20 protein-coding genes and 1 pseudogene are annotated in these 24,323 nt (G+C 48.3%); 8 read left to right on the top strand and 13 right to left on the bottom strand.

Features of this window, described 5'->3' with window-relative positions; genetic code table 11:
- Positions 1-19: 19 nt before the first annotated feature.
- Genes JCR24_RS12120 through JCR24_RS12095 form a run of 6 tightly spaced genes read right to left on the bottom strand, consistent with a single transcriptional unit; the run spans position 20 to position 5,240 of the window.
- Entirely contained in the window at positions 20-982 is a 963-nt protein-coding gene (locus tag JCR24_RS12120) for an ABC transporter ATP-binding protein (protein ID WP_013523920.1), read from the bottom strand.
- Entirely contained in the window at positions 983-1,993 is a 1,011-nt protein-coding gene (locus JCR24_RS12115; protein ID WP_013523921.1) for an ABC transporter ATP-binding protein, read from the bottom strand. It abuts the gene before it with no gap.
- 15 nt (positions 1,994-2,008) lie between these two features.
- Positions 2,009-2,950: an ABC transporter permease gene (locus JCR24_RS12110; protein ID WP_033011492.1), complete on the bottom strand. Its 942-nt coding sequence runs from the start codon at positions 2,948-2,950 to the stop codon at positions 2,009-2,011.
- Between the two features lie 2 nt (positions 2,951-2,952).
- Positions 2,953-3,879, bottom strand: coding sequence for an ABC transporter permease (locus JCR24_RS12105; protein ID WP_031212605.1), 927 nt, complete (start codon positions 3,877-3,879; stop codon positions 2,953-2,955).
- Positions 3,880-3,899: 20 nt separating this feature from the next.
- Positions 3,900-4,748: a M55 family metallopeptidase gene (locus JCR24_RS12100; protein WP_238980696.1), complete on the bottom strand. Its 849-nt coding sequence runs from the start codon at positions 4,746-4,748 to the stop codon at positions 3,900-3,902.
- Between the two features lie 45 nt (positions 4,749-4,793).
- Entirely contained in the window at positions 4,794-5,240 is a 447-nt protein-coding gene (locus tag JCR24_RS12095; RefSeq protein ID WP_013523925.1) for an Lrp/AsnC family transcriptional regulator, read from the bottom strand.
- 220 nt (positions 5,241-5,460) lie between these two features.
- On the opposite strand from JCR24_RS12095, the gene JCR24_RS12090 reads away from it, so the two are divergent.
- Complete coding sequence (locus JCR24_RS12090; protein ID WP_013523926.1) at positions 5,461-6,615, top strand: amidohydrolase; 1,155 nt, start codon at positions 5,461-5,463, stop codon at positions 6,613-6,615.
- A gap of 68 nt (positions 6,616-6,683) precedes the next feature.
- Here the strand turns inward: JCR24_RS12090 and JCR24_RS12085 are convergent, their stop codons facing one another.
- Positions 6,684-7,448 (bottom strand): enoyl-CoA hydratase, encoded by a 765-nt coding sequence (locus JCR24_RS12085; RefSeq protein ID WP_238980695.1) that lies wholly within the window; start codon positions 7,446-7,448, stop codon positions 6,684-6,686.
- Positions 7,449-7,636: 188 nt separating this feature from the next.
- Between JCR24_RS12085 and JCR24_RS12080 the strand changes: the two genes are divergently transcribed.
- Positions 7,637-9,094: an ArnT family glycosyltransferase gene (locus JCR24_RS12080; protein ID WP_238980694.1), complete on the top strand. Its 1,458-nt coding sequence runs from the start codon at positions 7,637-7,639 to the stop codon at positions 9,092-9,094.
- A 95-nt stretch (positions 9,095-9,189) separates the two neighbouring features.
- On the opposite strand, the gene JCR24_RS12075 is transcribed toward JCR24_RS12080, so the two are convergent.
- The 4 genes from JCR24_RS12075 to gabT all read right to left on the bottom strand — a co-directional run bounded on the left by JCR24_RS12075 (position 9,190) and on the right by gabT (position 15,294).
- The gene (locus JCR24_RS12075; RefSeq protein WP_015375003.1) at positions 9,190-10,617 is read right to left on the bottom strand and encodes an aldehyde dehydrogenase family protein; all 1,428 of its coding nucleotides are present in this window, start codon (positions 10,615-10,617) and stop codon (positions 9,190-9,192) included.
- A gap of 106 nt (positions 10,618-10,723) precedes the next feature.
- Complete coding sequence (locus JCR24_RS12070; protein WP_041470498.1) at positions 10,724-12,142, bottom strand: sodium:solute symporter family protein; 1,419 nt, start codon at positions 12,140-12,142, stop codon at positions 10,724-10,726.
- 146 nt (positions 12,143-12,288) lie between these two features.
- Complete coding sequence (locus JCR24_RS12065) at positions 12,289-13,626, bottom strand: aspartate aminotransferase family protein (protein WP_238980693.1); 1,338 nt, start codon at positions 13,624-13,626, stop codon at positions 12,289-12,291.
- Between the two features lie 321 nt (positions 13,627-13,947).
- Positions 13,948-15,294: a 4-aminobutyrate--2-oxoglutarate transaminase gene (gene gabT, locus JCR24_RS12060; protein ID WP_015375006.1), complete on the bottom strand. Its 1,347-nt coding sequence runs from the start codon at positions 15,292-15,294 to the stop codon at positions 13,948-13,950.
- 160 nt (positions 15,295-15,454) lie between these two features.
- Between gabT and JCR24_RS12055 the strand changes: the two genes are divergently transcribed.
- The 6 genes from JCR24_RS12055 to JCR24_RS12030 all read left to right on the top strand — a co-directional run bounded on the left by JCR24_RS12055 (position 15,455) and on the right by JCR24_RS12030 (position 22,394).
- Positions 15,455-16,843 (top strand): sigma-54 interaction domain-containing protein, encoded by a 1,389-nt coding sequence (locus JCR24_RS12055; protein ID WP_013523933.1) that lies wholly within the window; start codon positions 15,455-15,457, stop codon positions 16,841-16,843.
- Positions 16,844-17,007: 164 nt separating this feature from the next.
- Positions 17,008-17,982: an agmatinase gene (gene speB, locus JCR24_RS12050; RefSeq protein WP_013523934.1), complete on the top strand. Its 975-nt coding sequence runs from the start codon at positions 17,008-17,010 to the stop codon at positions 17,980-17,982.
- Positions 17,983-18,012: 30 nt separating this feature from the next.
- Positions 18,013-19,461, top strand: a complete 1,449-nt coding sequence (locus JCR24_RS12045) for an aldehyde dehydrogenase family protein (RefSeq protein WP_015375007.1) — start codon at positions 18,013-18,015, stop codon at positions 19,459-19,461.
- A gap of 78 nt (positions 19,462-19,539) precedes the next feature.
- Entirely contained in the window at positions 19,540-20,913 is a 1,374-nt protein-coding gene (locus JCR24_RS12040) for a purine-cytosine permease family protein (protein WP_015375008.1), read from the top strand.
- Position 20,914: 1 nt separating this feature from the next.
- Positions 20,915-21,736, top strand: a complete 822-nt coding sequence (locus tag JCR24_RS12035) for a carbon-nitrogen hydrolase family protein (protein ID WP_238980692.1) — start codon at positions 20,915-20,917, stop codon at positions 21,734-21,736.
- Positions 21,737-21,743: 7 nt separating this feature from the next.
- Positions 21,744-22,394, top strand: coding sequence for a cyclase family protein (locus JCR24_RS12030; RefSeq protein WP_238980691.1), 651 nt, complete (start codon positions 21,744-21,746; stop codon positions 22,392-22,394).
- 110 nt (positions 22,395-22,504) lie between these two features.
- Here JCR24_RS12030 and JCR24_RS12025 read toward each other — a convergent pair.
- A pseudogene (locus tag JCR24_RS12025) lies at positions 22,505-22,618 on the bottom strand (maltose acetyltransferase domain-containing protein); the annotation flags it as partial.
- A 50-nt stretch (positions 22,619-22,668) separates the two neighbouring features.
- On the bottom strand, positions 22,669-24,048 hold the full coding sequence (locus tag JCR24_RS12020; protein WP_033025546.1) for a D-serine ammonia-lyase: 1,380 nt from the start codon (positions 24,046-24,048) through the stop codon (positions 22,669-22,671).
- Positions 24,049-24,323 lie beyond the last annotated feature (275 nt).

The following is a 24,323-nucleotide window of genomic DNA, read 5'->3' as shown; positions in this document are numbered from 1 at the left end:
GATCCTCCCTTGAATATTTTTACTGATGATATAAATGACAAGCTGTCCAATGGTTTTTTCTGACTTCCTTCCAAGCTGGCTCCTCTTCCTTGCAAATATCCATGGCATATGGGCATCGCGTCCGAAATCTGCAGCCACTTGGCGGGTTGACGGGACTCGGCGGATCCCCGGATAGAACAATTCTTTCCCTTTTTCTCGCCAATCTTGGGCTAGGGATCGGTATAGCTGACAAAAGCGCCTGCGTGTAAGGATGCAACGGTTCTTCAAACAGCTCGGAACTCGTTGCAATTTCCATCATCTTGCCAAGGTACATCACCCCTATCCGATCGCTAATATGTTTGACCATCCCTAAATCATGGGCAATAAACAAATAGGTTAAATTTCCCTCTTGCTTTAAATCATCCAGCAAGTTCACGACTTGCGCTTGAATCGACACGTCCAAAGCCGAGATTGGCTCATCGGCAACAATAAATTTCGGTTTAACCGCCAACGCACGGGCAATGCCAATTCTTTGCCTCTGCCCCCCGCTAAACTCATGGGGGAACCGCTGTGCATGTTCCGGATGTAATCCTACTTTTTCAAGAAGAGCGTACACCATCTCCTGCCGTTCTTTTCCTTTCGCTAACTGATGGGCATCAATACCTTCCGCAATAATATCGCCAACCCTCATCCGCGGATTCAACGACGCATGAGGATCTTGGAAAATCATCTGCATTTCCCGGTTCAACCTTTTCCTTGTCGATCGGTCCAAATCACCCGCCAACTCATGGCCGTCAAAACGAATCGTGCCAGAAGTCGGAGCATGGAGGCCTACAATCATCTTCCCTAACGTCGATTTTCCACTTCCACTTTCTCCCACTAATCCAAATGTTTCCCCTTTGCGAATCGAAAACGAAATGTCATCGACCGATTTTACCGTTTGATTCGGGCCAATCCGAAAATATTTTTTTACGTTCTCCACCTGCAAAATCTCTTCGGACATTCACTGCTCCCTCCCCGTTGCAACCAGTGGTTCCACCTTTGGAGCTCTCGGATCATTCAGCCAGCATCTCGCTGTATGTCCTTCGGAAATAACGAACTCCTGAGGGCTTTTTTTAACACAAATTTCCATTGCATATTGGCAACGCGGAGCAAACGGACAGCCTTTTGGCGGTGAAAAAAGGTCGGGAGGTGCCCCTTCGATCGGCACTAAACGTCTTTTTTCCTTTTCGTGCAAATTCGGAATCGATTGCAACAGCCCCCATGTATACGGATGTTTGGGGTTTTCAAATATATCGAAAACATCCCCCGTTTCCACGACCGTCCCGCCATACATAACGATCACCCGTTGCGCCATTTCGGCCACTACTCCTAAATCATGGGTAATTAAAATGATCGACGTGCCCATCTTTTGCTGCAGCTCTTTCATTAAATGGAGAATTTGCGCTTGGATCGTTACGTCCAATGCCGTCGTCGGTTCATCAGCAATAAGTAGTTTGGGATTGCAGGCTAAAGCGATCGCAATCACTACTCTCTGCCTCATTCCGCCGCTGAACTCATGGGGATATTGGTGATATCTTTCTTCCGCGTTCGGAATCCCTACTAGCCTCAACAGATCGACTGCCTTTTGTTTCGCCTCGATCTTTGATAGTTTTTGATGCTTCCGCATCCCTTCTGCAATCTGTTTGCCGATCTTCATCGTTGGGTTTAATGAAGTCATTGGATCTTGGAAAACCATCCCAATTTCTGAACCTTTTAATTTTCGCATGTCTTTTTTGGATAAATGAGTGAGATCTCTTCCGTTGAAGAGAATTTTTCCTTCTTTAATATTTTTTCTTGGAATTAACCCCATAATAGTTTGCACGGTCACGGTCTTGCCGCTCCCGCTCTCCCCGACAATAGCAACCACTTCTCCTTGATCAATGTAAAACGAAACATCTCGAACCGCCTGCACTTCCCCACCGTAGATCGGGAATATCACTTTTAAATGTTCTACTTCCAATAGATGGCCCATTGAAATGATCACCCCCTACTTTCTTCTCGGATCTAATGCATCTTGCAAGCCATCTCCAAATACGTTAAAAGCGAACATGGTTAACGAGATCATGAGACCCGGAAAAAACAGTCTCCACCATTGGCCGCTTAAGATGACCCCCAAAGCATCATTCGCCATCGTCCCCCAGCTGGCAAATGGGGCTTGTACGCCTAATCCTAAAAAACTTAAAAATGATTCAGCAAAAATGGCCTGAGGAATCGTAAACGTTAAATTTACAATAATGATTCCTAACGTGTTGGGCAGCAAGTGTCGGAAAATAATTTTTGCATGAGACGTTCCCAGTTTCTGGGCCGCCATAACGTATTCTTGTTGCTTTAACTGAAGAATTTGGCCGCGAATAATTCGGGCCATCCCTACCCATCCAGTGATCGAGAGCGCGACAATGATCGTCCATAACCCCGGCTCCATCACAACCATGAGCAAGATCACAACTAATAGGTAAGGAATGCCATACAATACCTCGACAATTCTCATTAAAATGTTGTCGATTCGATCTCCTAGTTTTCCTCTTCCTGCCATATATCCTGAGACGCCGCCAATCAACACCCCGATAACCAAATCGATGAGAGCGGCCACAAAACCAACCGTCAACGATATGCGAGCGCCATACCATGTGCGCGACCACATATCTCGCCCTAAATCATCTGTTCCAAACCAATGTTTGCTGGAAGGCGGTTGATTTCCGTTCGTTAAACTTTGATCATCGTAACTATATGGAACTAAGTGAGGTCCAATAATGGCCATAATAACGATGCATAATAAGAGCAACGCCCCGAACATCGCCATTTTATTTTTGATGATTTTCAAACCGGCTTCCTTCCAAAAACTGAGACTCGGTCTTTGAATGGCATCTGACTGAAGCTTGCTACGGTCGATAGGACGAAATAAGTCGGCCTCTTCTTTCGCTGAAATCACGCTCATTCCCCCCTGCTCGTCAACTTAATTCTTGGGTCAATCAAGCGATATGACAGGTCGACAAGAAATAACGTAATGACAAGAATCGTGCTGAAGAAAACCGTCGTGCCTAAAATAACCGGATAGTCACGGTTAAAGATGCTGTCGACAAAATATTTTCCTAACCCTGGTATAGCGAAGATTTTCTCAATAACGAATGTTCCGGTAATTAAAACAGCAAATAACGGGCCGATAAATGTAATGACTGGTAAAATAGCATTTCGTATGCCATGCTTGATGACAATAGCGATCGGGGATAGCCCTTTTGCCTCTGCCATTTTGATATAGTTTTGTTGCATCACTTCCAACATGCTAGAACGCATAAAACGGGCGATCACTGCCATCGGGGTGGCAGCCAACGCGATCGACGGCAAGATGGAATGGGCCCATGTTCCCCAAGACGCTACAGGCAAAACTCCCCACTCAACAGCAAAATATTTGATTAACAATGGCGCTAAAATAAAACTTGGTACAGAAATGCCTACAATGGCAATAAACATCGCTATATGATCAAGCAGCTTATTATGGTTTAGCGCAGCGATAATGCCAAGCAACAATCCAAACACAACGGCAATCACCAACGCTTGCAATCCAAGAAGCGCGGAAACAGGGAATCCGTCTGCGATAAGGGTATTTACGTCCCTTGTTTCAGACTGAATCGATGGTCCTAAATCAAACGTTATTAAATTTTTCATATACAATGCATACTGGACTGGCAGTGGCTTGTCCAAGTTGTATTTCGCCCGAATGTTTTGCAATACTTCTTCAGGCAACACATTAGCGTCGGAAGCAAATGGATCACCGGGAATCGATTTCATGATGATAAAGGTTAATGTGGCGATGAGCCAAACGGTGACAACCATTGTCACCAGACGTTTCATGACGTACACGGTCATTCCCCTCCCTTGTTCTAAGCATTCACATGCCCTAGCACGCCGTTCGTCGCCGTCATGGCGATAATGACACATCCCCACATATGTTTATAGGCAGTGACGATATCATTGCATGTAAACGTGATCGTTTTCGGGTCGATTAATGTCACTGTCGGTAATGTTGTTGTCATCATCGCTTGGTTTGGTCCTTTAAATTCAATTTCAAAGGTAACCGGCCCTTCTAGTTTCAACGGAGGGCATTGTTTCGCTTTCTGTACAGCCCGTTTCGCTTTTTCTCTAATTAACTCATGTGCTTTTGTCGGGTGAAGCAACTCCGCCGCAAAGCGGTCAATCCCGCGCTTGACTACAGCGGCTTCAACGTGAGGCAACGTTTCAAGCACTTCTTTCACATAAGCATCATCACCCGAGATAAAAATGGCCGGTACGTTGTAATAACCTGCAACAAACGCATTCATCTCTGTTTCCCCAACAACACGGCCATTAATCTTGATCTCATTTACACAGATGCCGGCCAAGCTATGACTGATTACGGTCCTTTCCGATCCACCTTCGCGTCCATGATGGCCAACAAACATAATCCCGTCAAAGCTATCATCAAGCCCCTCGAGCTGACACATCACGCGATTGTTCCCAGAGACAAGGCGCGCCCGCGGATCCAATTCCTCGATTAGGATATTGGACATATTGCCATGGCCATCAGCAACCACTACTTCTGTCGCTCCTCCTAAAAAAGCGCCCTCAATCGCTGCATTGACGTCCTGAGTCATGAGCTTACGGAACCGCTGGTACTCACTGTTCGTTTTTAATTGCTGGTTGGTTGCCACACCAGAGATCCCTTCCATATCGGCTGAAATAAAGATTTTCATAGCAACAACACCCCTTCTTTTTCAATTTATAAACAGCCAACGGTTTTAAATATAATCAAACGTGTTTTTATATACTTCGAGCTGTACGATCGTATCCATTTCAAGAATCCCGTGTACACCATTTAGCATTTTTACTACTTCAGTGATTTCATCTTGACTGGGCACTGCAATTTGGATTAAAAGTTGGTAGCTTCCAGAAGTTAACGTAATATAGCGAACTTCTTTTATTTTCTTCAGCTGTTCAATCACATCCATTAACTTGTTCGCTTCCGTTTTTAAACGAATGATCGCCCCTGCGCGAATCCCAAGAGCTATTGGATTCACGACTCCCACCACTTCGAGAATCCCATGATCGATTAAATTTTTGTACCTCATCCGCACTGTTTTTTCCGTAACATTCAAATTATTGGAAATTTCTGTAAAAGACATCCTACCATCCCGAGATAACAGTTTAATGATTTGTCGATCCAGATCATCGATTTCGTACTTCATAATTTCCCCTTTTCTATACCGTTATGGAATTTTAATAACGAAAATAGATACAAATAAGAAATAAAATTGGTTATTTACAGCACAAAAAACTTGTTTTAGTATCTTAATTAGGACTATTTGATTTTTTATTATAATCACAATTAACAAAATATTCAATAGCCCGTTTGTATTTTCCAAAATATTTTAAGAAGAAATATTTCCAGAGGGGGAGGAAATCCATATGGTGACTGTCATTTCCGGAGGAACAGTACTAGTAGGAAACGGACAAAGAATGGAATCGGCGCACATTGTCATTAAGAACGGAAAAATCAAAACTGTGGCAACCGAGCTGCCGGATGTCTCCTCCGATCAAGTGAACATGATCGATGCCTCAGGCAAATTCATTACACCTGGGTTGATTGACGTTCATACTCACCTTGGTATACACGAGGAAGGGATTGGTAAAGAGGGACACGATTTCAATGAAACGAGCAACCCAACGACCCCACACGTTCGGGCAATCGATGGAATTAACCCAAAAGATAAAGGATTTGAGGATGCGAGAAAAGCAGGAGTAACAACGGTGCAAGTCATGCCCGGAAGCGCCAACGTAATTGGCGGAGAAATGGCAGTCATCAAAACCGCTGGGCAAACCGTTGATGAAATGGTGGTCCGACATCCTTCAGGAATGAAAGCCGCTTTTGGAGAAAACCCGAAACGGGTGTATGGGGAAAAAGGAAAACTACCGACAACAAGAATGGGGATTGCCGCTTTATTCCGCGAGCAGTTCATTCAAGCGCAAACGTACTTGCAAAAAATCGAAAGCGGCAAAGAAGTCGAGCGGGATTTGAAACTGGAAAATTTAGCGAAAGTATTGAAAAGAGAAATTCCACTGCGCGCTCATGCACATCGCGCCGATGACATCATGACAGTGATTCGCTTAGCGAAGGAGTTTGGTTTCCGCTATACGATCGAACATTGCACCGAGGGGCATCATATCGCCAATTATATTGCCGAGAATGGGGTCCGTGTCTCTGTCGGCCCAACCATGTCATCCCGATCAAAAGTGGAGCTCGCGGATAAAGGATGGCATACGCTCCTTGCTTTGCGGGACGCCGGCGTCTCTTTCTCGATTACGACCGACCACCCGGTTGTCGGCATTGAACATTTGATGACGAGCGCCATTCTCGCTGTGAAGCATGGGTTGGAGGAGTCTTTAGCTCTTCAAGCCATTACATTAAACGCGGCAAAACATTTAGGCATCGAAGACCGTGTAGGCTCGATCGAAGTTGGAAAAGACGCCGATATCGTCATTTGGAGCGGCGACCCCTTTGACTTGCGCGAAAGCGTGGAACTGACCATGATCAACGGGGAAATCGTATTTCAACGTAACTGACTCTTAAGTAACCATCAACCTTGCTTAAAACGGCTTCTGCCCCCTACAGGCGGAAGCCGTTCTCTTCCCTACCTCCCCCGAAACACCGGCTTCCGCTTTTCTAAAAAGGCGCGGACGCCTTCACGGTGGTCTTCGGTTTGCCGCATGCGCTGTTGGGCGTCGGTTTCGAGTTCGAGCACGCGAAGCAACTCTTCTTTTGTTTGTTCGACGTACAACATTTTCGTGGCGATCATGGCTTGAAGCGGTTTTTCTTGCAAGGAAGCGATTGCTTGTTCCGCCTGTTGTTCATCTTCGACGATGAAGTCAATCAGCCCGAGCTGCTGCGCTTCGTCCGCGCTCATCGGTTTTCCTTCCCAAATGATCTGTTTGGCTTTCGCCGTGCCGACCCGCTGGGCCAAGAAGAAATGCCCGCCGCCGTCTGGGATGAGGCCGATGCCGATGAAATTCATCGCCAAGCGCGCTTCTTTCGTGGCGATGAGGTAATCGCTCGCCAAGGCAAAGCTGAACCCAAGGCCGGCCGCTGGGCCATGGATGAGCGAAACGGTGATTTTCGGCATCGTATACAAGAGCATGATCATCTCCTGAATCGTTTTCATCACGGTTTGAAATTGGCCCGGGTCATCAACCGCCAGCATTGTCTTAATGTCGCCACCCGCAGAAAATCCTCTCCCTTTGCCGCGGATGACGACAACGGAAGCGTCACTTTCCTTGATTTTCCGCAGCGCGTCGACGAGCTCCTGAAGCATTTTCACATCCATGGCATTTAACGCCTGCGGACGGTTCAGTTCCAATATCGCTTTGTTTTGGTCAAATGTCAGCACAACCGTTTCCATGGCTTTCCTCCTCTGAATGATGATTCATTTCTTTTCATTCGCCATGAAGATGGTTTTTTCCTTGTTATCAACAAAACTATCATGTTCTCCAACACATCCATGCTTGACATCTTCATCTGCTTGTAATAGCTTCTATGTCGGTGTTGCTTTTTTTCGAAGCACAGCGTGCCGATAAAGGAGTGGATCGCATGAGAAATCCAAGTGTACGAAACATCTCGTTTTATCTAGCGGCGGCGTTGATCTTCTCGATGATGGTCTACAACGTCTTTTATCATCTAGGAACATTCCCGATGTCAAGCTGGGACGAAGCGCGTCATGGCGTCAATGCATACGAAATGCTGAGGCATGGAAATTTGATCGTCAACACATACCTTGGGCATCCTGATTACTGGAATTTAAAGCCTCCTGTCAGCTACTGGGCGATCATGATTGGCTATAAACTCGTTGGGATGAACGCGCTTGGTTTGCGGCTGATGTCTGGCATTTGCGCTATCCTCACAGCCGTTGCCATTGCGCTGTTTGTGAAAAAACGGTTTGGAAGCATGGCCGCAATCGTCTCATTGCTTGCCTTGTCTACTAGCACTCAATATTTGCTCAACCATTGCGCTCGCACAGGAGATGCGGATTCGCTCTTTGTCTTCTTCTTTACGTTATCCATCCTTTCTTTGCTGGCCGCCAGACGGCAGACGCGATGGTTGTATGCAGCGGGCCTTGCCTGTTCACTCGCTTTTTTAACGAAAAGTTGGCATGCGGGGAACATTCTGTTGATCATGGTCTTATATTTTCTCATCACTAGGCAGTGGGAGTCAGGACGCTGGCGCGCATGGTGGAGGGCAGCGCTCACCTTCGTTGTTCCTGTGCTCGCTTGGGCTTTTGCCCGCTATCACTATGATGGATTCAGTTTTTTTAAACAAATGATCGGATATGACTTGTTGTTGCGCTCCACTCGGCCCATTGAAGGTCATATCGGCGATGAAACCTACTACGGCATCATTCTTGTTCATTTTTTCTTTTGGTGGCTGGCGCTCTTGGTCGGAATCATGGTCATCAGTTACATGCAAGGCGTTCGTCTTTTAGCGTTTGAAGGAACAGACCATCGATTGAAAGAAGATGTGATCGGGATTTTGCTTTGGATTTGCGTCCCGCTTCTCATGTTTACCATAGCGAAGACGAAAATCAGATGGTACATCCTCCCTGTCTATCCGCCGCTTTGCATGTTGATTGGCATTTGCGCAAGTCAATTATGGAGAAAAGGAACGTGGGGAGCGCGGGGAGTGTTGCTGACTGGACTGTTGTTCGTCACATCGTTTTACGAAACGAATATTCAACATTATATCCATCATCCCAAGCCAAATTTCGAACTGGCATTGCTTCAGCAGACCGCCCAAATGCCTGTTCATGGATACGAACTGTTTATGTACCATCCGTTGCACGAGAAGGGTCGCTGGCCGCAAAATGCGGTCTTGACAGCAGAGCTTGCGAATGACCTCAAACCTCGGCACGGAGGGCTGAAAACGTTCTTGCATACAAGCCGAAGCCTGCTTCTCGTGAAAAAAGCATGGTTCAGCAAACAGCTCGAGCATAAATACCACCTGTCTGTTCTCGCCTCGAACCGTTGGGGATATATTTTGGAAAAGCACGCTTAAACATACAGCCTTGGAGTGCCACTCTCTCCAAGGCTGCGCAACCATTCTTCTAGAATTTTAGGAATAAACTTTACTCCAACCTCTTCTCATCCCGCTTAATTCTGGTTAAAAATAATCAATTTCAACTCCGTCATTTCCTCGATCGCATAGCGAATCCCTTCGCGGCCAAACCCGCTTTCTTTCACGCCGCCGTACGGCATATGGTCAACGCGGAACGTTGGGATGTCGTTAATCAACACGCCGCCAACGTGCAGTTGTTTCGCCGCTTTCCACGCGGTATGGACGTTGTCGGTGTAGATGCCCGCCTGCAAGCCGTAGCGCGAGTCATTGACAAGTTCAATGGCTTCATCGATCGAACGGACGCGGTTGATCAAGACGATCGGGGCGAACACTTCTTGGCAAGACACTTTCATCGTCGGTTCGGCGTCCACAATGACCGTCGGAAGCAAGATATTGCCGTCGCGCTCGCCGCCGAGGACGACGTTGGCGCCGCCTTGTTTTGCCTCTTCGATCCAAGAGAGCGCCCGGTCGACATCGTTTGGCGTAATCAAGGCGGATACATCGGTGGTTGGATCCAACGGGTCGCCTGTTTTCAACTGTTTCGCGGCGGCGACAAATTTTTCGACGAACTCGTCATAGCGCTTTTCATGGACATAGACGCGCTGGAGCGAAATACATACTTGTCCTTGGAACGTGAACGCGCCAAATACGCAGCGCGGGATGATGCGGTCAATATCGACCTGCTCGTCGACGATCACGGCCGAGTTGGAGCCGAGCTCGAGCGTCACCCGCTTTAAGCCTGCTTTATTGCGGATCGCGATGCCGACTTCCGGGCTGCCGGTGAAGGTGATCATGCTGATGCGCGGGTCGGTGACGATTTTGTCGCCGACCGTGCGGCCGCTTCCGGTGACGACGTTGAGCGCCCCTTTCGGCAAACCGGCTTTTTCGAACAATTCGGCGATAAAATAGGCGGACAGCGGCGTTTGGCTGGCTGGTTTTAACACAACTGTGTTGCCCGAGGCGATGGCCGGGCCAAGTTTATGGGCGACCAAGTTCATCGGGAAGTTAAACGGCGTAATCGCCCCGATGACGCCGATCGGCTCGCGGACCGTCAAGGCGATGCGATTTTCCCCGCCCGGCGCCGCGTCGAGCGGCAGTGTTTCCCCATGAATGCGTTTGGCTTCTTCGGCGGCGAATTTGTACGTTTGGATCGTGCGGGCGACTTCCCCTTTCGCCGTGGTGATCGGTTTGGCTGCTTCCAAGGCGATCAACCTCGCCGCTTCTTCCTGCCGCTCTTTCAGCTGCTCGACGACCCGCTCTAAAATGGCGGCTCGTTCATGCGCTGGCATGGCCGCCATCGTTTGCCGCGCGGCGTACGCCGCCGCGATCGCTTCGTCGACTTCTTGTTCGGTGGCCACAGGGATTTCGGCAATCGTCTCGCGTGAGTATGGCGATTTCAGCTCAGTGTACGACTTGGCTTCCCGCCATTCACCGTTGATGTATAGCTGTTTTCTTTCCGCCATGTTCCCATCCTTTCCCTAAACTAGTATTCGCAACCCAAACATTGCCTGTGTCAATCCATTTTTTTATTTCGCCGCAAATTTGCTAGAATCCTCTTTTCTGATCCGTTTATAGGACATGTTGTTGCTCCTCTATCATTTTATTCCCTTCTTTCAGATTGGAGGATGGAAAGAGGTAAGAAAAAACCACAATCGAAACGATACTCACCCCAATTCCATACATGATCGGGTTGGTGGAACTCAATCCCTCCACGACCAAACCAATGAGAACGACCAATGAGCTGATCACAATCGAATAGAAGCCGGCTTTCGCTGTTGCTCGCTTCCAAAAGAAACCGAGAACCACTGGCACGAAAATGGCGCCTGACAAAATGGCATAGGCTACATCCAATGCGACAAGCACATCCTGAATCCAAATAGCAAAGACAATGGCGACAATCCCAACCGCTAGCGTCATCATTCTGGACAAAAGGACAAACTGTCGATCGCTCATATTTTTAAGCCAATATTGCTTCAAAATATCATGCGATAACAGAGTAGACGAGGCAAGCAATGTTCCGGAGGCCGTTGACATGAGAGCAGAACATACGCTGGCCAAAATGAGCCCTAACAAGCCGTGTGGCAAAATCTCTAATGACATGTTGGCAAATACGTTTTGCGGATCGTTCATATTCGGAAAAACAATCACCCCGCACATACCAATGACGCTTAACGCTACGGCATAAGCAACGCTGTAGAGACCAGCATATATTGCGCCGCCTCGAGCAATGTTCGGTGTTCTGGCCGTAAACACCCGTTGCCAAATGTCTTGTGATACCACCATTCCTAACGTATAGAGCAAGAAGTATTGGAAAATATTTGCCCATCCCATGGACGTCAGATCAAAATGCGACGCTGGCAATCGCTCCAAAAGCGATGTCCATCCGCCGACATGGGACAAACTCATTGGCAGCATTACGAAGAAAATGCCGACTGTCATGACGATAAACTGAATGATGTCCGTCATCGTAACGCTCCACATGCCCCCGAGAATCGTGTAAAACAGCACGATCCCCCCGCCGACTAACATCGAAACGGTCATGCTCCAACCTAAAACAGCATGAATGATGGTGCCCATCCCAATGACTTGTGTCACCGAAACCATCAGCGTATAAATCGCGGCAACCAACGCGCTGATCAAACGCGTTTCCTGATTGTAACGGCGGCCAAGCAGTTCGCTGATCGTGGTCACATGGGCGCCGTAAATTTGGTTTGTAAAAAACAGACCGAGCACAGCAATGCCCAAGCCAATCATAAAAACAAACCACATACCCGAAATCCCAAATTGATACCCTAACTTCGCCGTCCCAATCGTTGAAGCGCCGCCCAAAATCACAGCAGACAGACATCCAAGATAGACAAATAGTCCGAGATTTCGGCCTGCCAACGCAAAATCTTCGGCGGTTTTCGCCCGCTTCGCCCCCAAAATCCCTGCGACGATCAATACGAGAAAATAACATAAGAGAACCCCACTATCCAGTGCGTTCATAACCATTCCCCCATCCTCTTATAATTCAGAAATCGATCTCCTTCGAGGTCCTTTCATAAAGGCAGACATTCCTTCAACGAGACACGACATCGGTTCCTGAATACACCCAATTTCCAAATTGCAATCGACATGTGCCCCCTCTTTTTTCATTTTCCAGAAGCGAACGAATGCACACCGATTTCCGCTTCATATTCGGTCAACGCCTCGTCGAGCATGCTTAATCCTTCGTCAATCTGTTCTTTTGTCACGATCAGCGGTGGGATCATGCGAATCACTTCTCCTTGATTGCCGCATAGATAGAAAAGAACGCCTTTTTGCAGGCAACGATTCAAAATATTCATCACTCCCTCCCCATTCGGTTCGCCAGTATGCGGCTGGACGATCTCAATGCCGATCATCAGACCGATCGAACGCACGTCTCCAATGACGGGATGCTTCCTTTTTAAAACTTCCAGTTTTTTTCGCGCGTATTCCCCAACTTCCCTGCAATTTTCTAACAATTTTTCTTCCCTAAATACTTCTAAAGTCGCCAGCGCCGCCTCGCATGCGATGGGGTTGCCTCCAAAGGTTGTCCCATGGCTGCCGAGCGGCCACTGTTTCATTAATTCTTTCGAAGCCACTGTTGCACTTAATGGAAGACCGGAAGCGATGCCCTTGGCAATGGCCATAATGTCTGGAGTGACACCGAATGTTTGAGCAGCAAACCACTCGCCAGTACGACCAAAACCTGTCTGTACTTCATCGAAAATAAGTAAAATTTCATAGCGATCACAAATTTCCCTCATCTTGTGAAGCCACCCTTTGGGAGGCACAATATATCCTCCTTCTCCCAACACCGGCTCGACAATCATGCATGCCACTTCTTCCGGAGTCACTTGATGGGCAAACAAAGAAGCCACGTCGTTTTCAAGCCTATTGGCAAAATACACATCTGGATCCTCCCCAACTGGACAATCCTTTGGATTGGCATATGGAAGTTGATACGTCAACCCATTTGGCTGCAAGTATTTCCGATATTTGCTTTTCGATGTGCTGACGCTGAGCGCCCCTAACGAACGGCCATGAAAACATCCGGTAAATGAAATGACGTATGGCCGCCGTGTCACATGTTTCGCTAATTTGATCGCACCTTCGATCGCTTCTGTTCCACTGTTGGCAAAAAAGAAGCAGTCAAGTCCTTCTGGCAAAATTTTCGTCAGCTCTTCGGCCAAGCGCAAAATGGACTCATACATGATCACACCGCTCGGCCCGTGCATTAGGCGGTCTGCGGCCTCTTTGATGGCCTGCACGACCTTTGGATGACGATGCCCCGTATTCGCCACGGCGATACCAGAAGTAAAATCAAGATATTTCCTTCCATCTAATCCGTAATAGTAGCACCCCTCTTCCTTGACAACCGGCAGATTCGGATGGTCTTTCGCCATCGTTGGCGCGAGCAGGTCGGGCATTTTGTGAAAGAGAGCCATCCAGTTGCTCTGTGTCATGTACATCCCCCTTTGATCAAACCATTTGTTCATTGAAAGTAGTTCGCAAGTTTTGTGCCACCATTTTGACTATTCGATATTTTTTGTCAGCTATCCGCACTGGTTTCTATCATCTCATTTCCTGCGACCCCCCAACTGTTCTAATTCTTTTTTGAATTAAAAATTCATTTTTGCATCAATATGGATTGTTCTCCCTTCAAAAACATTCTCTCGTGGTAAAAGTGGTCAATCTCAATAAAAAACCGCGCCACAAAAAGGTGGCACGGTCCAAAATTCGACTGCATAGCGAAGTTTTCATGAGTAGTTTGGTCAGGACACTAATCATGCCAATTCGGCAATAACCTCTTCGATGACATCCAATGCTTCCTCCAGCTGTTCATCTGTGATGACAAGCGGCGTTAACAGACGAATGACATTGCTGTATAGGCCCGCACCCATGACGATGACCCCCCGTTGATGGCATTCTCGCAAAATGGCGGCCGTCAACTCCTTATTCGGTGTTTTCGTCTTAGCGTCAGTGACAAATTCAACGGCCACCATGGCGCCGAGCCCCCGAACATCCCCGACCGTCTCGTATTTCTCCTGCAGCCGTCTGAACCGATCAATGGCGATTTGTCCAATGACATTGGCCCGTTCAACCAACTGTTCTTGTTGCAACATGCGAATCACTTCCAAAGCGGCCACGCAGCCGAGCGGGCTGCCTCCGTACGTCCCGCCGATTTCTCCCGGGTTGGGTGCATCCATGACTTCCGCTCTTCCCGTCACCGCACTAATCGGCACTCCTGCCCCGATCGACTTGGACATGGTGATTAAATCAGGGATCACATCAAAATGTTCAATGGCAAACATCTTCCCCGTTCGTCCAAATCCCGTCTGGATCTCATCGGCGATAAACAAAATCCCGTATTTTTCACAAATTCGTTTGACCCCTTGAACAAATGTTTTCGACGGAACAATAAACCCGCCCTCCCCTTGTACAGGCTCCATAATGATTGCGGCTACCTCTTCTGCCGGAACGTCGGAGAGGAAAAAATCCTCAAGCCGCCGCAAAAGCTCGGCGTCCAATTCCTCGTTGGTCATGCCCGCTGGCTTTCGGTAATAATATGGATAAGGCAGTTTGTACGTATCGGGCGCAAAGGGGCCGAATCCGAATTTATAGGGTTTGACTTTGCTCGTGAGCGACATCGCCAGCAGCGTCCGTCCGTGAAATCCTCTTTCAAAGGAGAGAATGGCTCTTCTCCCAGTATACTTTCGGGCAATTTTGACGGCATTTTCGACCGCTTCTGCCCCGCTGTTCAAGAAGAAGGTCTTTTTCGAATGATTCCCTGGCGTGATGCGGTTCAATGTCTCTGCCAATTCGACATACGGTTCATACATCATAACGTGAAAACATGGATGAATATACTGCTCCGCTTGTTTTTGGATCGCTTCCACCACTTTCGGGGGGCAATGGCCGACATTGAGGCTTCCAATCGCCCCAGCCAAGTCGATAAACGTATTTCCATCCACATCGGTTAAGAGAGCCCCCTCTCCTTTTACCCCAAATGTCGGTACGGTGTGAAACGGCCCCCGCGGAACATTCTCTTCTTTTTTTCTTAATAGCTCCTTTGCTTTTGGTCCCGGAATCGCTGTTTTGACTTGGATATATTTTTTTGTTTTTGCCTTCATCTTTTTTCCTCCGTTCCTTATGTCATGATTCACTTTTTCATACATGCAAACAACATGCCAAAAACTTCACGGAAAATCATATGACAAAGAAAGAGGATTTTTTCTCTTCTTTAGATAAAGTTAGTAATAGAAGCGCTGACAGACTGCTAGGAGGGAAAGTATGCAACGTACAGCCGATGTGTTGGAATTCGAGTTGGATGCGATATTGAGATCATCGAACGACAATATTGTCATCGCAGACGAAAACGGGATCGTTCTTCGCGCCAGCCCGAATTGCTTGTCCATATACGGAAAGGACGCCTCTTATTTAGTCGGAAAATCGGTCTATCAATTAGAAAAAGAAAACGTCTTTTGCCCTTCCGTTACAGCCAGAGTATTGCGGGAGAAAAAAGAGGTTCAATTGATGCAGCAAACCGCCACCGGCCGGGTTGTCATGGCGACAGGAGTGCCGGTATTTGACCAACAAAACCGCCTTGTCCGGGTGATCAGTTTCTCCCACGATTTAACAGAACTGGAGCGTTTAAAAGAAGACTATGAAAAACTGAGAAAGCAGATGGAACATTATCAAATGGAAATCGAGGAGTTGAAACCGGACCATATCGTCATCCAAAGCAAGGCGATGGAACGAATTTGGAAGCTCGTGCACCGCGTGGCCCAATCGGATGCGACGGTTCTTTTCCTCGGCGAGTCTGGAGTCGGAAAAAACGTATTCGCCCGTTCCCTTCATCTCCATAGCCCAAGGCGAAACGAACCGTTTATTGAGGTCAATTGCAGCGCCATTCCTGAATCGTTGTTTGAATCGGAAATGTTCGGCTATGAAAAAGGGTCCTTTACCGGTGCGCAAAAAACAGGAAAACCGGGGCTGATCGAATTGGCCGACAAAGGGACTCTCTTCCTTGATGAAATTGGTGAGCTTCCCCTTTCGATGCAAGCGAAACTGCTGAAAGTGCTTCAAGAGAAAAAAGTCATACGCGTTGGAGGCATTAAAGAACGAACGGTCGATTTTCGTCTGATCGCCTCGACGAATCAGAACCTAGAACAGATGGTGAAGCAAGGGAAGTTCCGCCAAGATTTATTTTATCGTTTGCATGTGATTCCGATTTATGTTCCTTCTTTGCGCGAGAGAAAAGAAGATATTTTCATGCTGGCGCAATACTTTTTGAAAAAATTCAACGAAAAATACCAGATGGATAAATATTTCCATCCGTCCATCGTCGACCATCTCGTTCAGTACGACTGGCCGGGCAACGTGCGTGAGCTGGAAAATATGATCGAACGGTTAGTCATTACTTCTGAAACGAGGGCCATTTATCCGGAATATCTCCCTTTTTCGATCCAGAAACATCAAGAGGTGATCCATCAATCGTTGGAAAAACGGAACGAACCGTCGACATTAAAAGAAGCCATGGAACAAGTGGAACGGCAATGGCTCCTGCGCGCCGTCAAACAGTGCAAAACAACATACGAGATGGCTGATTATCTTGGCATCAGCCAGCCAACGGTCGTACGAAAGCTGAAAAAGTATGGTATTGATTCAAAAACGAATTAAGATTCATTTTTGAATCAAGTGTTCACTCATTTTTGAACATACGCAAGCAAGGATGGCAGTCAAAACAGCCCTGCTTGCGTATTTCTTGTCTACTTCCCCTTTTTGGCATACTTTTTGCTTCTAAATATCACAAACTATTTTTCACTGCCCAAGGAGGTCTTGACATGTATAAACCGAAAGATTCTTCCCAATCGCCCCGCTTTTGCGGCGTTCGAACCTTTATGCGGTTAGAACCAATCAAAACGACAGATAACGTTGATTTTGTCGTGCTCGGCGTCCCGTTTGATACGGCAGCCTCGAATCGGACGGGACAACGGTATGGTCCGCAACACATTCGCAATTTTTCCGTCCTGTTGCGCCCTTACAACCCCGACATGGATATCGATATTTTTGCCTATTGTTCTGGCGTCGATTACGGGGACGTTGATGTCATCCCGGGCAATGCGCTCCGCACATATGATCGCATCGTCGAAGAGCTGCGGCCATTGTTAAAGAAAAACATCGTTCCGATTCTGATGGGCGGCGACCATTCCATTACATTGGGGCACTTGCGGGCTTTTTGCGAACGCTTTGGTCCCGTCGCCCTCGTTCATTTTGACTCACACAGCGACACATGGGACCATTACTATGGAGAAAAATATATGCATGGCACGCCGTTCCGCCGCGCGGTCGAGGAAGGGCTGCTCGATGTCAATCATTCCATTCAAGTCGGAATGCGCGGACCGCTTTACAGCGCGGATGATCTCGAGGACGCACGACGGCTTGGCTTTGAAGTCATTCCGATGAAAGAAGTCCGGCAAATCGGCTTTTCGGAAGTCATGCGCCGCATCCATCAACGTGTCGGAAACAGACCGGTTTTCGTTTCTTATGACATTGACTTTGTTGATCCGGCATTCGCTCCTGGAACAGGCACGCCGGAAGTAGGCGGACCGACAAGCTATGAGGCATTAGAATACGTAAGAGGGCTTGACGGGTTAAATATTGTCGGGTTTGATCTCGTCGAGGTATTGCCTGCTTATGACAGCGGGGAAATGACAGCCGTATTGGCGTCTGCCATTATATATGAAATGATCACGCTTGTGGCGCTAAAGAAAAGGCGGGCGCAGGCTAACCGTCTATCCACGGCGACAACGCCATAAAACCATCTTGCCGAAAAGGAGCAATCTTCCATGATATACGTCAACGGAAAATGGAGTAAAGGAGAAGGAAAAAAAAGACCGGTCATCAATCCCGCGAATGAGGAAATCATTATAGAAATCAATGAAGCATCCCAACAACAAGCCGTAGAAGCGATCCAAGCAGCTCGTCATGCTTTTCAATATACCGATTGGCCATTCAATCCAGCAAAACGGATCGCTGCGCTTCGCCAATTAGCGGACCTGTTGGAACAAAACGCAGAAACATTCGCTTCGATCGAGACGTTGAATACAGGAAAACCGATTCGCGAGTCGCGCCTCGATGTCAGCGATTCAATCCAATGCCTTCGTTACTACGCCGATTTTGTTGAACAACGGGCCATCGAGGAAATAAAAAGAACCGATGGCACGACAAGCAAAATCATTGAGGAGCCAATCGGGGTATGCGCGTTGATTGTTCCTTGGAATTTTCCTCTCTTGTTAGGAATATGGAAACTGGCTCCAGCGCTTGCGGCGGGAAATACAGTGGTATTTAAACCATCAGAACTGACTCCGTTATCGTTCATCGAACTGACAAAGCTGATCGATTCCATCGGTCTCCCGCCAGGCGTGTTTAATCTTGTTCCTGGAGGCGGTTCGCCGGTTGGAGAAACATTGGTGACACACCCTGATGTGGAAAAAATATCGTTTACCGGCGGAACGAAAACCGGACGATGGATTTACGAACAAGGCGCTCGCCGTTTGAAGCGAGTATCTTTGGAACTTGGCGGAAAATCCCCGCTGCTCATTTTTGACGATGCGGATCTTGCCAGCACCATCGAGTGGGCGTTGTTTGCCTCCTTCTTCAATCAAGGAGAAGTGTGTGTGGCTGCTTCGCGAATTCTTGTTCAACGACGCGTTTATGATTCGTTTCTTGATCAGCTGACCCAAAGACTAGCTTCCCTCCGCATTGGCGATCCTTTCGCGGAACATACGGAGATGGGGCCGTTAATCAGCTCCTCACATTTAGAAAAAGTGGAAACGTATATCCAGATCGGCTTGCAGGAAGGAGGAGTACTGCTGCAGGGAGGAAAACGAATTAAAGAACTGGGGTATTATCTCACTCCTGCCGTTTTCGCCCATGTCCGTCAAGATATGCGCATCGTCCAAGAAGAAATCTTTGGACCGGTCATAACCGTACAACCGTTTGAACATGATGAAGAGGCGATCAAGTTGGCGAATGACACCATATACGGTCTGGCAGCCGGCCTATTCAGCCGCGATCTCGAACGGGCGGAACAAATCGCCGGGAAATTGAGAGCAGGAACGATTTGGATTAACAGCTATCACACTCCCTATGTCGATGCCCCTTGGGGAGGATTGAAACAAAGCGGAATCGGCCGAGAGCTTGGACCGCAAGGATTCGCTGCTTTTACGGAAACAAAGCATGTGAACATCAGCCAACATGGCAAACCACTCGGATGGTATTCATCGCACTCCTGATTTCGTCCTAAGGACGAAATCGGTGCAAGTTTATTATTCTGAATATTTAAAATAGAAAATCAAGAAGGGAGAATCCTTATGAAGTGGACAGAACGATTTGGTCATGATGATATTCGGCCGACCCCGATGAACGAACGGAGCATGAATTTTTTTAGCACGTTTACTCTTTGGATTGCGGCGAATGTGGTGATTACGACGGTCATGACGGGGATGATGTTTGTTCCTGACATTTCCTTCTCCAACGCCATGCTGGCGATTATTGTCGGTTCGGCGATCGGCGCCATTCCGCTCGCCCTTACTGGAAACATCGGCATCCGCACCGGTCTCCCTACAATGGTGATCACAAGAGCGGCCTTTGGACAAAAAGGCGCCATCCTTCCCGCCCTTGTCAACACGATCATTTTAATCGGCTGGAGCTGGATTCAAGCCTATATGGCTGGCCTTAGTCTGAATTATGCCGTCCATTACGCCACTGGATACAGCAATATCAACCTATTTGTCATCTTGACGGAACTTCTTGTTGTGATCATTACGATTTTTGGCCACCGAGGGGTGGAACGAATCGAAAAATATATATCGATTGCCATGTTGATTTTATCTTTCCTTGTTTTTTATAAAATTTTTACGACTTATGACATTTCGACACTAGTCGAAATGAAATTGAGCGAACATCCATCCATCACCACGATTATCGCCTTTGACATCGTCATCGCCACCGCTTTTTCTTGGATGTCGACGGTTTGCGATTTCAACCGCAACTGCCGCTCCGAAACAAGCGGTTTTTGGGGAACGTATTTTGGCTATCTGGTCGCTTCCATTGTTGCAATGGGGCTCGGCGCTGTCGTCAGCGGCTTCAGCATCGCCTCGAACATGGAACGGACGTATGATCCAACGATTCTCCTTGCGGCTTACGGGTTTGGATTGATCGCATCCATCGTTGTGTTCTTTTCTGTACTCTCGACCAATGTCATGGCATTATACAGCGCCACGATGTCGTTCATGAATGTCTTCCCGCGCGCAGGCTTTTGGAAACCGACGTTGATCATGGGAGTGATTTGCACGCTTGGCGCCTTGCTGAAAGAAGTGCTGATGTCCCATTTCTTTAACTTCATTATGCTGATTGCCACGTTGTTCATTCCTGTGTTTGCGATTGTGCTCGTTGATTACTTTTTGATCAAAAAAGGGGTATACGACGCAGAAGATATTTTGTACGACACAAAAGGTCAATATCGTTATCAAAAAGGAGTCAACATCGCCGCCTACATCACCTATATCGTTGGAGCTGTCTTCGCCTATTATTTTACGTACATTCATCCGCTTGCCGTCGGCTCCACCATGCTGACGTTTCTTTTATCGGGAGCTGTTTATTGGGGGTTGATGAAATGGACAAAACAAATATCTGCGAGCACGAATACGGTCGAGCTTGAATCTCCCACTCGCTTGGAGGGATGATATGAACAGACCATTTGACATCGCATTGGCGCAGATGACGCCGGCCGACGGCGACATTGGCGCCAACTTGGCCAAAATGGAAACGATCATCCATGAGTGCAAACGAAAGTTCCCTAATGTTCGCCTTCTTCTGTTCCCGGAACTTTGCACCACTGGTTACGTACTGTCAGAAATGCTAAAAGAGGCGGCCCAGACATGGGACGGCTCTACGTTCCAACACATGAGCCAACTTGCCCAAACATTTCAATTGTATATTGCCTACGGGTACGTTGAAAAAGACCATACAGGAAATCTATACAACTCTCTTATGTTGATCGATCCTAATGGACAATGTATCGGAAATTACCGGAAAATCCATTTGACTCCTTTTGAAAAAGCCTGGTTTTCTAAAGGAGCCGAGCCGGTGCTGGTGGATACAGAACTCGGCCGCATTGGTCTAATGATTTGCTGGGACTTGGCTTTTCCGGAACTAGCAAGATACTTAGCGGTTCATGGAGCCGAGCTTCTTCTCGTTCCATGTGCTTGGGAATCTCCCTTTCATGCACCGTTTCAAAAATTCGCCATGGCACGAGCGATCGATAACACGGTTTATGTGGCGGCATGCAATCAAATTGGATCGTCTTCTTCTTTCCATTTCTTTGGTTTATCCTCTATTTATGGGCCGGATGGAAGGAAAATAGCCGCAGCCAACATGAATGGACGGGAAGAGCTCGTACACGCTATGATCGATCAAAACCAACGCCAAGCGTTAAAGAAACACTTTTACACCATGATGGACGAACGACGAATCGACCTTTACCGACAATGGATTTGGAGGGAATGACGAGAACATGATCATCCAAAAACTCATCGACCTCACCATGCCGATCACGGCCCAAACTCCGGTGTACCCGGGGGATCCGAAGCCGAAAATCGAACCGGCAGCGACGTTCGCCCAAGACGGCTATCACGTCAGCCGCCTTGTGCTTGGGTCGCATAGCGGCACGCATGTGGATGCGCCGTTTCACTTTTGCGAACACGGTTGGCGGCTCGATGACGTGCCGCTCACCTATTTTCTTGGCCGCGGCATCGTGATCGATGCCACGGGGAAAGCGGAAGGCGAAGCGGTGACGATGGCCGATGCCGCTCCGTATATCCCGAAGCTGTCACCGGGAACCATTGTGTTGTTTCATACCGGCTGGTCGCAATACGCCGGAACAAAGCGGTATTTTTCCCATCCGTACGTCGCGCCGGAGGTGATTGAAGCGATGCTGGAGCGAGGCGTGCGGACGTTTTTCATCGACGCGCTCAACATCGACCCGCCGGACGGCTCGTCGTTCCGCGCCCACGAACTTATTCTTGGCGCCAACGGGGTGATCGGGGAAAATTTCGTGAACTTCGAGCGAATCGATTTTGATGACCCGTATATTATTGCCCTCCCTCTTTCCTTGCCTGGCTGCGACGGTTCGCCTGTTCGGGCGGTGGCGGTGCAGTGGGCGTAACGAAGAAGGGGGATACAGCCCCGCACATGCTTTGATGCGGGGCGCACTTCCTTTGGCTAGTTAATCCATTTGATCACTTTCGCCGGGTTCCCGCCGACGACCGCGTTGGCGGTTTCATTATACAAACGAACGAGCCGCCGCGCCCGCTCTCGTTCCTTGACGAGCTCCAAATCGGCGGGGCTGTACAAGTGTCCCGCCACCATCTTTTCCTTTTCGCTTTTCATTCAATCCCTCCAACATCTCGCGTCTTCGCGCAGCACTCCATGGAATGATCTTATCGTCCTTCAGAAAAACCGTTCCCTGTCATCGTTTCGATGCGCACGCCTTCCCGATAATAGGCCTCCATCACATCCTTTGGCACCATGCTTCCGCCGGTAGCCCAGCCAATATGGACGGCGTTTTTCATTTTTTCTTTCAAATCGTTTTCCTCTACATACGTTTGCCCCGCCGAATCGCGAAACAGCCGAACAGGTCCCGCCACCCCTGCCAAGGCGGACGGCTCTAAATAGATTTCCTCCGTTTCAACCATAGCCGCGAGCAAGCGGTAAAGCGTCGCATCGTCCACCGTATAGACGCCGCTGATGACGTTCTCAAGCATGTTCCCCACCAGCCGCGACGGCCGACCCACCGCTAGCCCGTCCGCTTCGGTCTTATTGTCGAGGCCAAAATCTTGCACCGACACGCGGTCGTGCTCTCCTGTCATCAACCCAAGCAGCATGCAAGGCGAATGCGTCGGCTCAGCGAAAAAGCAATGGACATGATCGCCGTACACGAGCTTCAGCCCAAACGTCACCCCGCCCGGACCGCCGCCGACGCCGCAAGGAAGATACACAAAGAGCGGATGGGTTTCATCAACCGTGATGTTCATGTCCTCTAATTGCTTTTTCAGCCGAAACGCCGCCACCGCATAGCCTAAAAACAGATGGATCGAGTTCTCATCATCGATAAAATACGACGTTGGATCCTCGGCGGACTGTCTTCGCGCCTCTTCCACCACTTTGTTGTAATCAGTGAGATGTTCGATGACGGTGACCCCTTTGCTTCGCAATAAGTCTTTTTTCCATTGTTTCGCATCGGCTGACATATGAACGGTGACGCGGAACCCAAGCTGCGCCCCGATGATGCCGATGCTCAAGCCTAAATTTCCTGTCGAACCGACGACAAGCGAATAGCGGGAAAAGAACTGCCGGAATTCTTCGCTGGCCATGACCGCATAGTCCTCTCCTATGGCGATCATACCGTTTGCGAGCGCAAGATCTTCCGCGTGTTTCAACACTTCGTAAATGCCCCCACGCGCCTTGATCGACCCGGAAATCGGGAGATGGCTGTCGCATTTTAGCAACAGCTCCCCCTCGATGTTGGTCTGAAACATCTTTTCCAAACGCCGTTGCATGTTCGGAATCCGGACTAAAGGGGATTCGATGATGCCATAGGCCGGCCGCGTCTCGGGAAAAACTTTCGCGATGTAGGGGGCAAAGCGGCGCAATCGTTCTTCCGCCTCCTTAACATCGCGCTCGCGTAAAGGAATCGTTTGAATAGCTTGCGCAAACGCGTGATATTTTGGATTGCGCCAAAACACCTCTTCGGCCGCCATGATCATTTCAAGCAGCGGGAATTCCTTTACCCACTTTTGGATTTCGTTTTTGGTCATCATGCACCATTCTCTCCCATGCGTGTTTGTCGTTTCGCACCCTTGGCGGATGCCGGTCCAAAGTCCACTTCATTGTTTGCCGAACCGTTTGCCGTTTACCTTCAGTCTCGCGAAAACCGCTTCCATTGTCAATGGGGATGAATGGAAATGGTTTGTGGATGACATTCGGGAGTGATCCCAGCCTTGTCGGAATGGCCAAGCGAGGCATGATCCGCTTTGAAAAATGCCTGTCTTTCCATTATGATGAAAGAGGCAAACCATATCGTGGAGATGATGAT

Origin of the sequence: Geobacillus sp. YHL, assembly GCF_022341265.1 — a bacterium.
Lineage (GTDB): Bacteria > Bacillota > Bacilli > Bacillales > Anoxybacillaceae > Geobacillus > Geobacillus thermoleovorans.
The sequence above is the reverse complement of the archived record's forward strand: the minus strand, read 5'-3'. Positions and strand labels throughout refer to the sequence as shown.

Excerpts from the sequence above, each read along its gene's own strand:
- JCR24_RS12040 (WP_015375008.1), top strand. The coding sequence starts at position 19,540 with ATGAAGTGGACAGAACGATTTGGTCATGATGATATTCGGCCGACCCCG.
- JCR24_RS12095 (WP_013523925.1), bottom strand. The coding sequence starts at position 5,240 with ATGAAGTACGAAATCGATGATCTGGATCGACAAATCATTAAACTGTTA.
- JCR24_RS12070 (WP_041470498.1), bottom strand. The coding sequence starts at position 12,142 with ATGAACGCACTGGATAGTGGGGTTCTCTTATGTTATTTTCTCGTATTG.
- JCR24_RS12100 (WP_238980696.1), bottom strand. The coding sequence starts at position 4,748 with ATGAAAATCTTTATTTCAGCCGATATGGAAGGGATCTCTGGTGTGGCA.
- JCR24_RS12055 (WP_013523933.1), top strand. The coding sequence starts at position 15,455 with ATGCAACGTACAGCCGATGTGTTGGAATTCGAGTTGGATGCGATATTG.
- speB (WP_013523934.1), top strand. The coding sequence starts at position 17,008 with ATGTATAAACCGAAAGATTCTTCCCAATCGCCCCGCTTTTGCGGCGTT.
- JCR24_RS12020 (WP_033025546.1), bottom strand. The coding sequence starts at position 24,048 with ATGATGACCAAAAACGAAATCCAAAAGTGGGTAAAGGAATTCCCGCTG.
- JCR24_RS12080 (WP_238980694.1), top strand. The coding sequence starts at position 7,637 with ATGAGAAATCCAAGTGTACGAAACATCTCGTTTTATCTAGCGGCGGCG.
- gabT (WP_015375006.1), bottom strand. The coding sequence starts at position 15,294 with ATGAAGGCAAAAACAAAAAAATATATCCAAGTCAAAACAGCGATTCCG.
- JCR24_RS12120 (WP_013523920.1), bottom strand. The coding sequence starts at position 982 with ATGTCCGAAGAGATTTTGCAGGTGGAGAACGTAAAAAAATATTTTCGG.
- JCR24_RS12090 (WP_013523926.1), top strand. The coding sequence starts at position 5,461 with ATGGTGACTGTCATTTCCGGAGGAACAGTACTAGTAGGAAACGGACAA.
- JCR24_RS12045 (WP_015375007.1), top strand. The coding sequence starts at position 18,013 with ATGATATACGTCAACGGAAAATGGAGTAAAGGAGAAGGAAAAAAAAGA.
- JCR24_RS12085 (WP_238980695.1), bottom strand. The coding sequence starts at position 7,448 with ATGGAAACGGTTGTGCTGACATTTGACCAAAACAAAGCGATATTGGAA.
- JCR24_RS12035 (WP_238980692.1), top strand. The coding sequence starts at position 20,915 with ATGAACAGACCATTTGACATCGCATTGGCGCAGATGACGCCGGCCGAC.
- JCR24_RS12030 (WP_238980691.1), top strand. The coding sequence starts at position 21,744 with ATGATCATCCAAAAACTCATCGACCTCACCATGCCGATCACGGCCCAA.
- JCR24_RS12065 (WP_238980693.1), bottom strand. The coding sequence starts at position 13,626 with ATGACACAGAGCAACTGGATGGCTCTCTTTCACAAAATGCCCGACCTG.
- JCR24_RS12075 (WP_015375003.1), bottom strand. The coding sequence starts at position 10,617 with ATGGCGGAAAGAAAACAGCTATACATCAACGGTGAATGGCGGGAAGCC.
- JCR24_RS12115 (WP_013523921.1), bottom strand. The coding sequence starts at position 1,993 with ATGGGCCATCTATTGGAAGTAGAACATTTAAAAGTGATATTCCCGATC.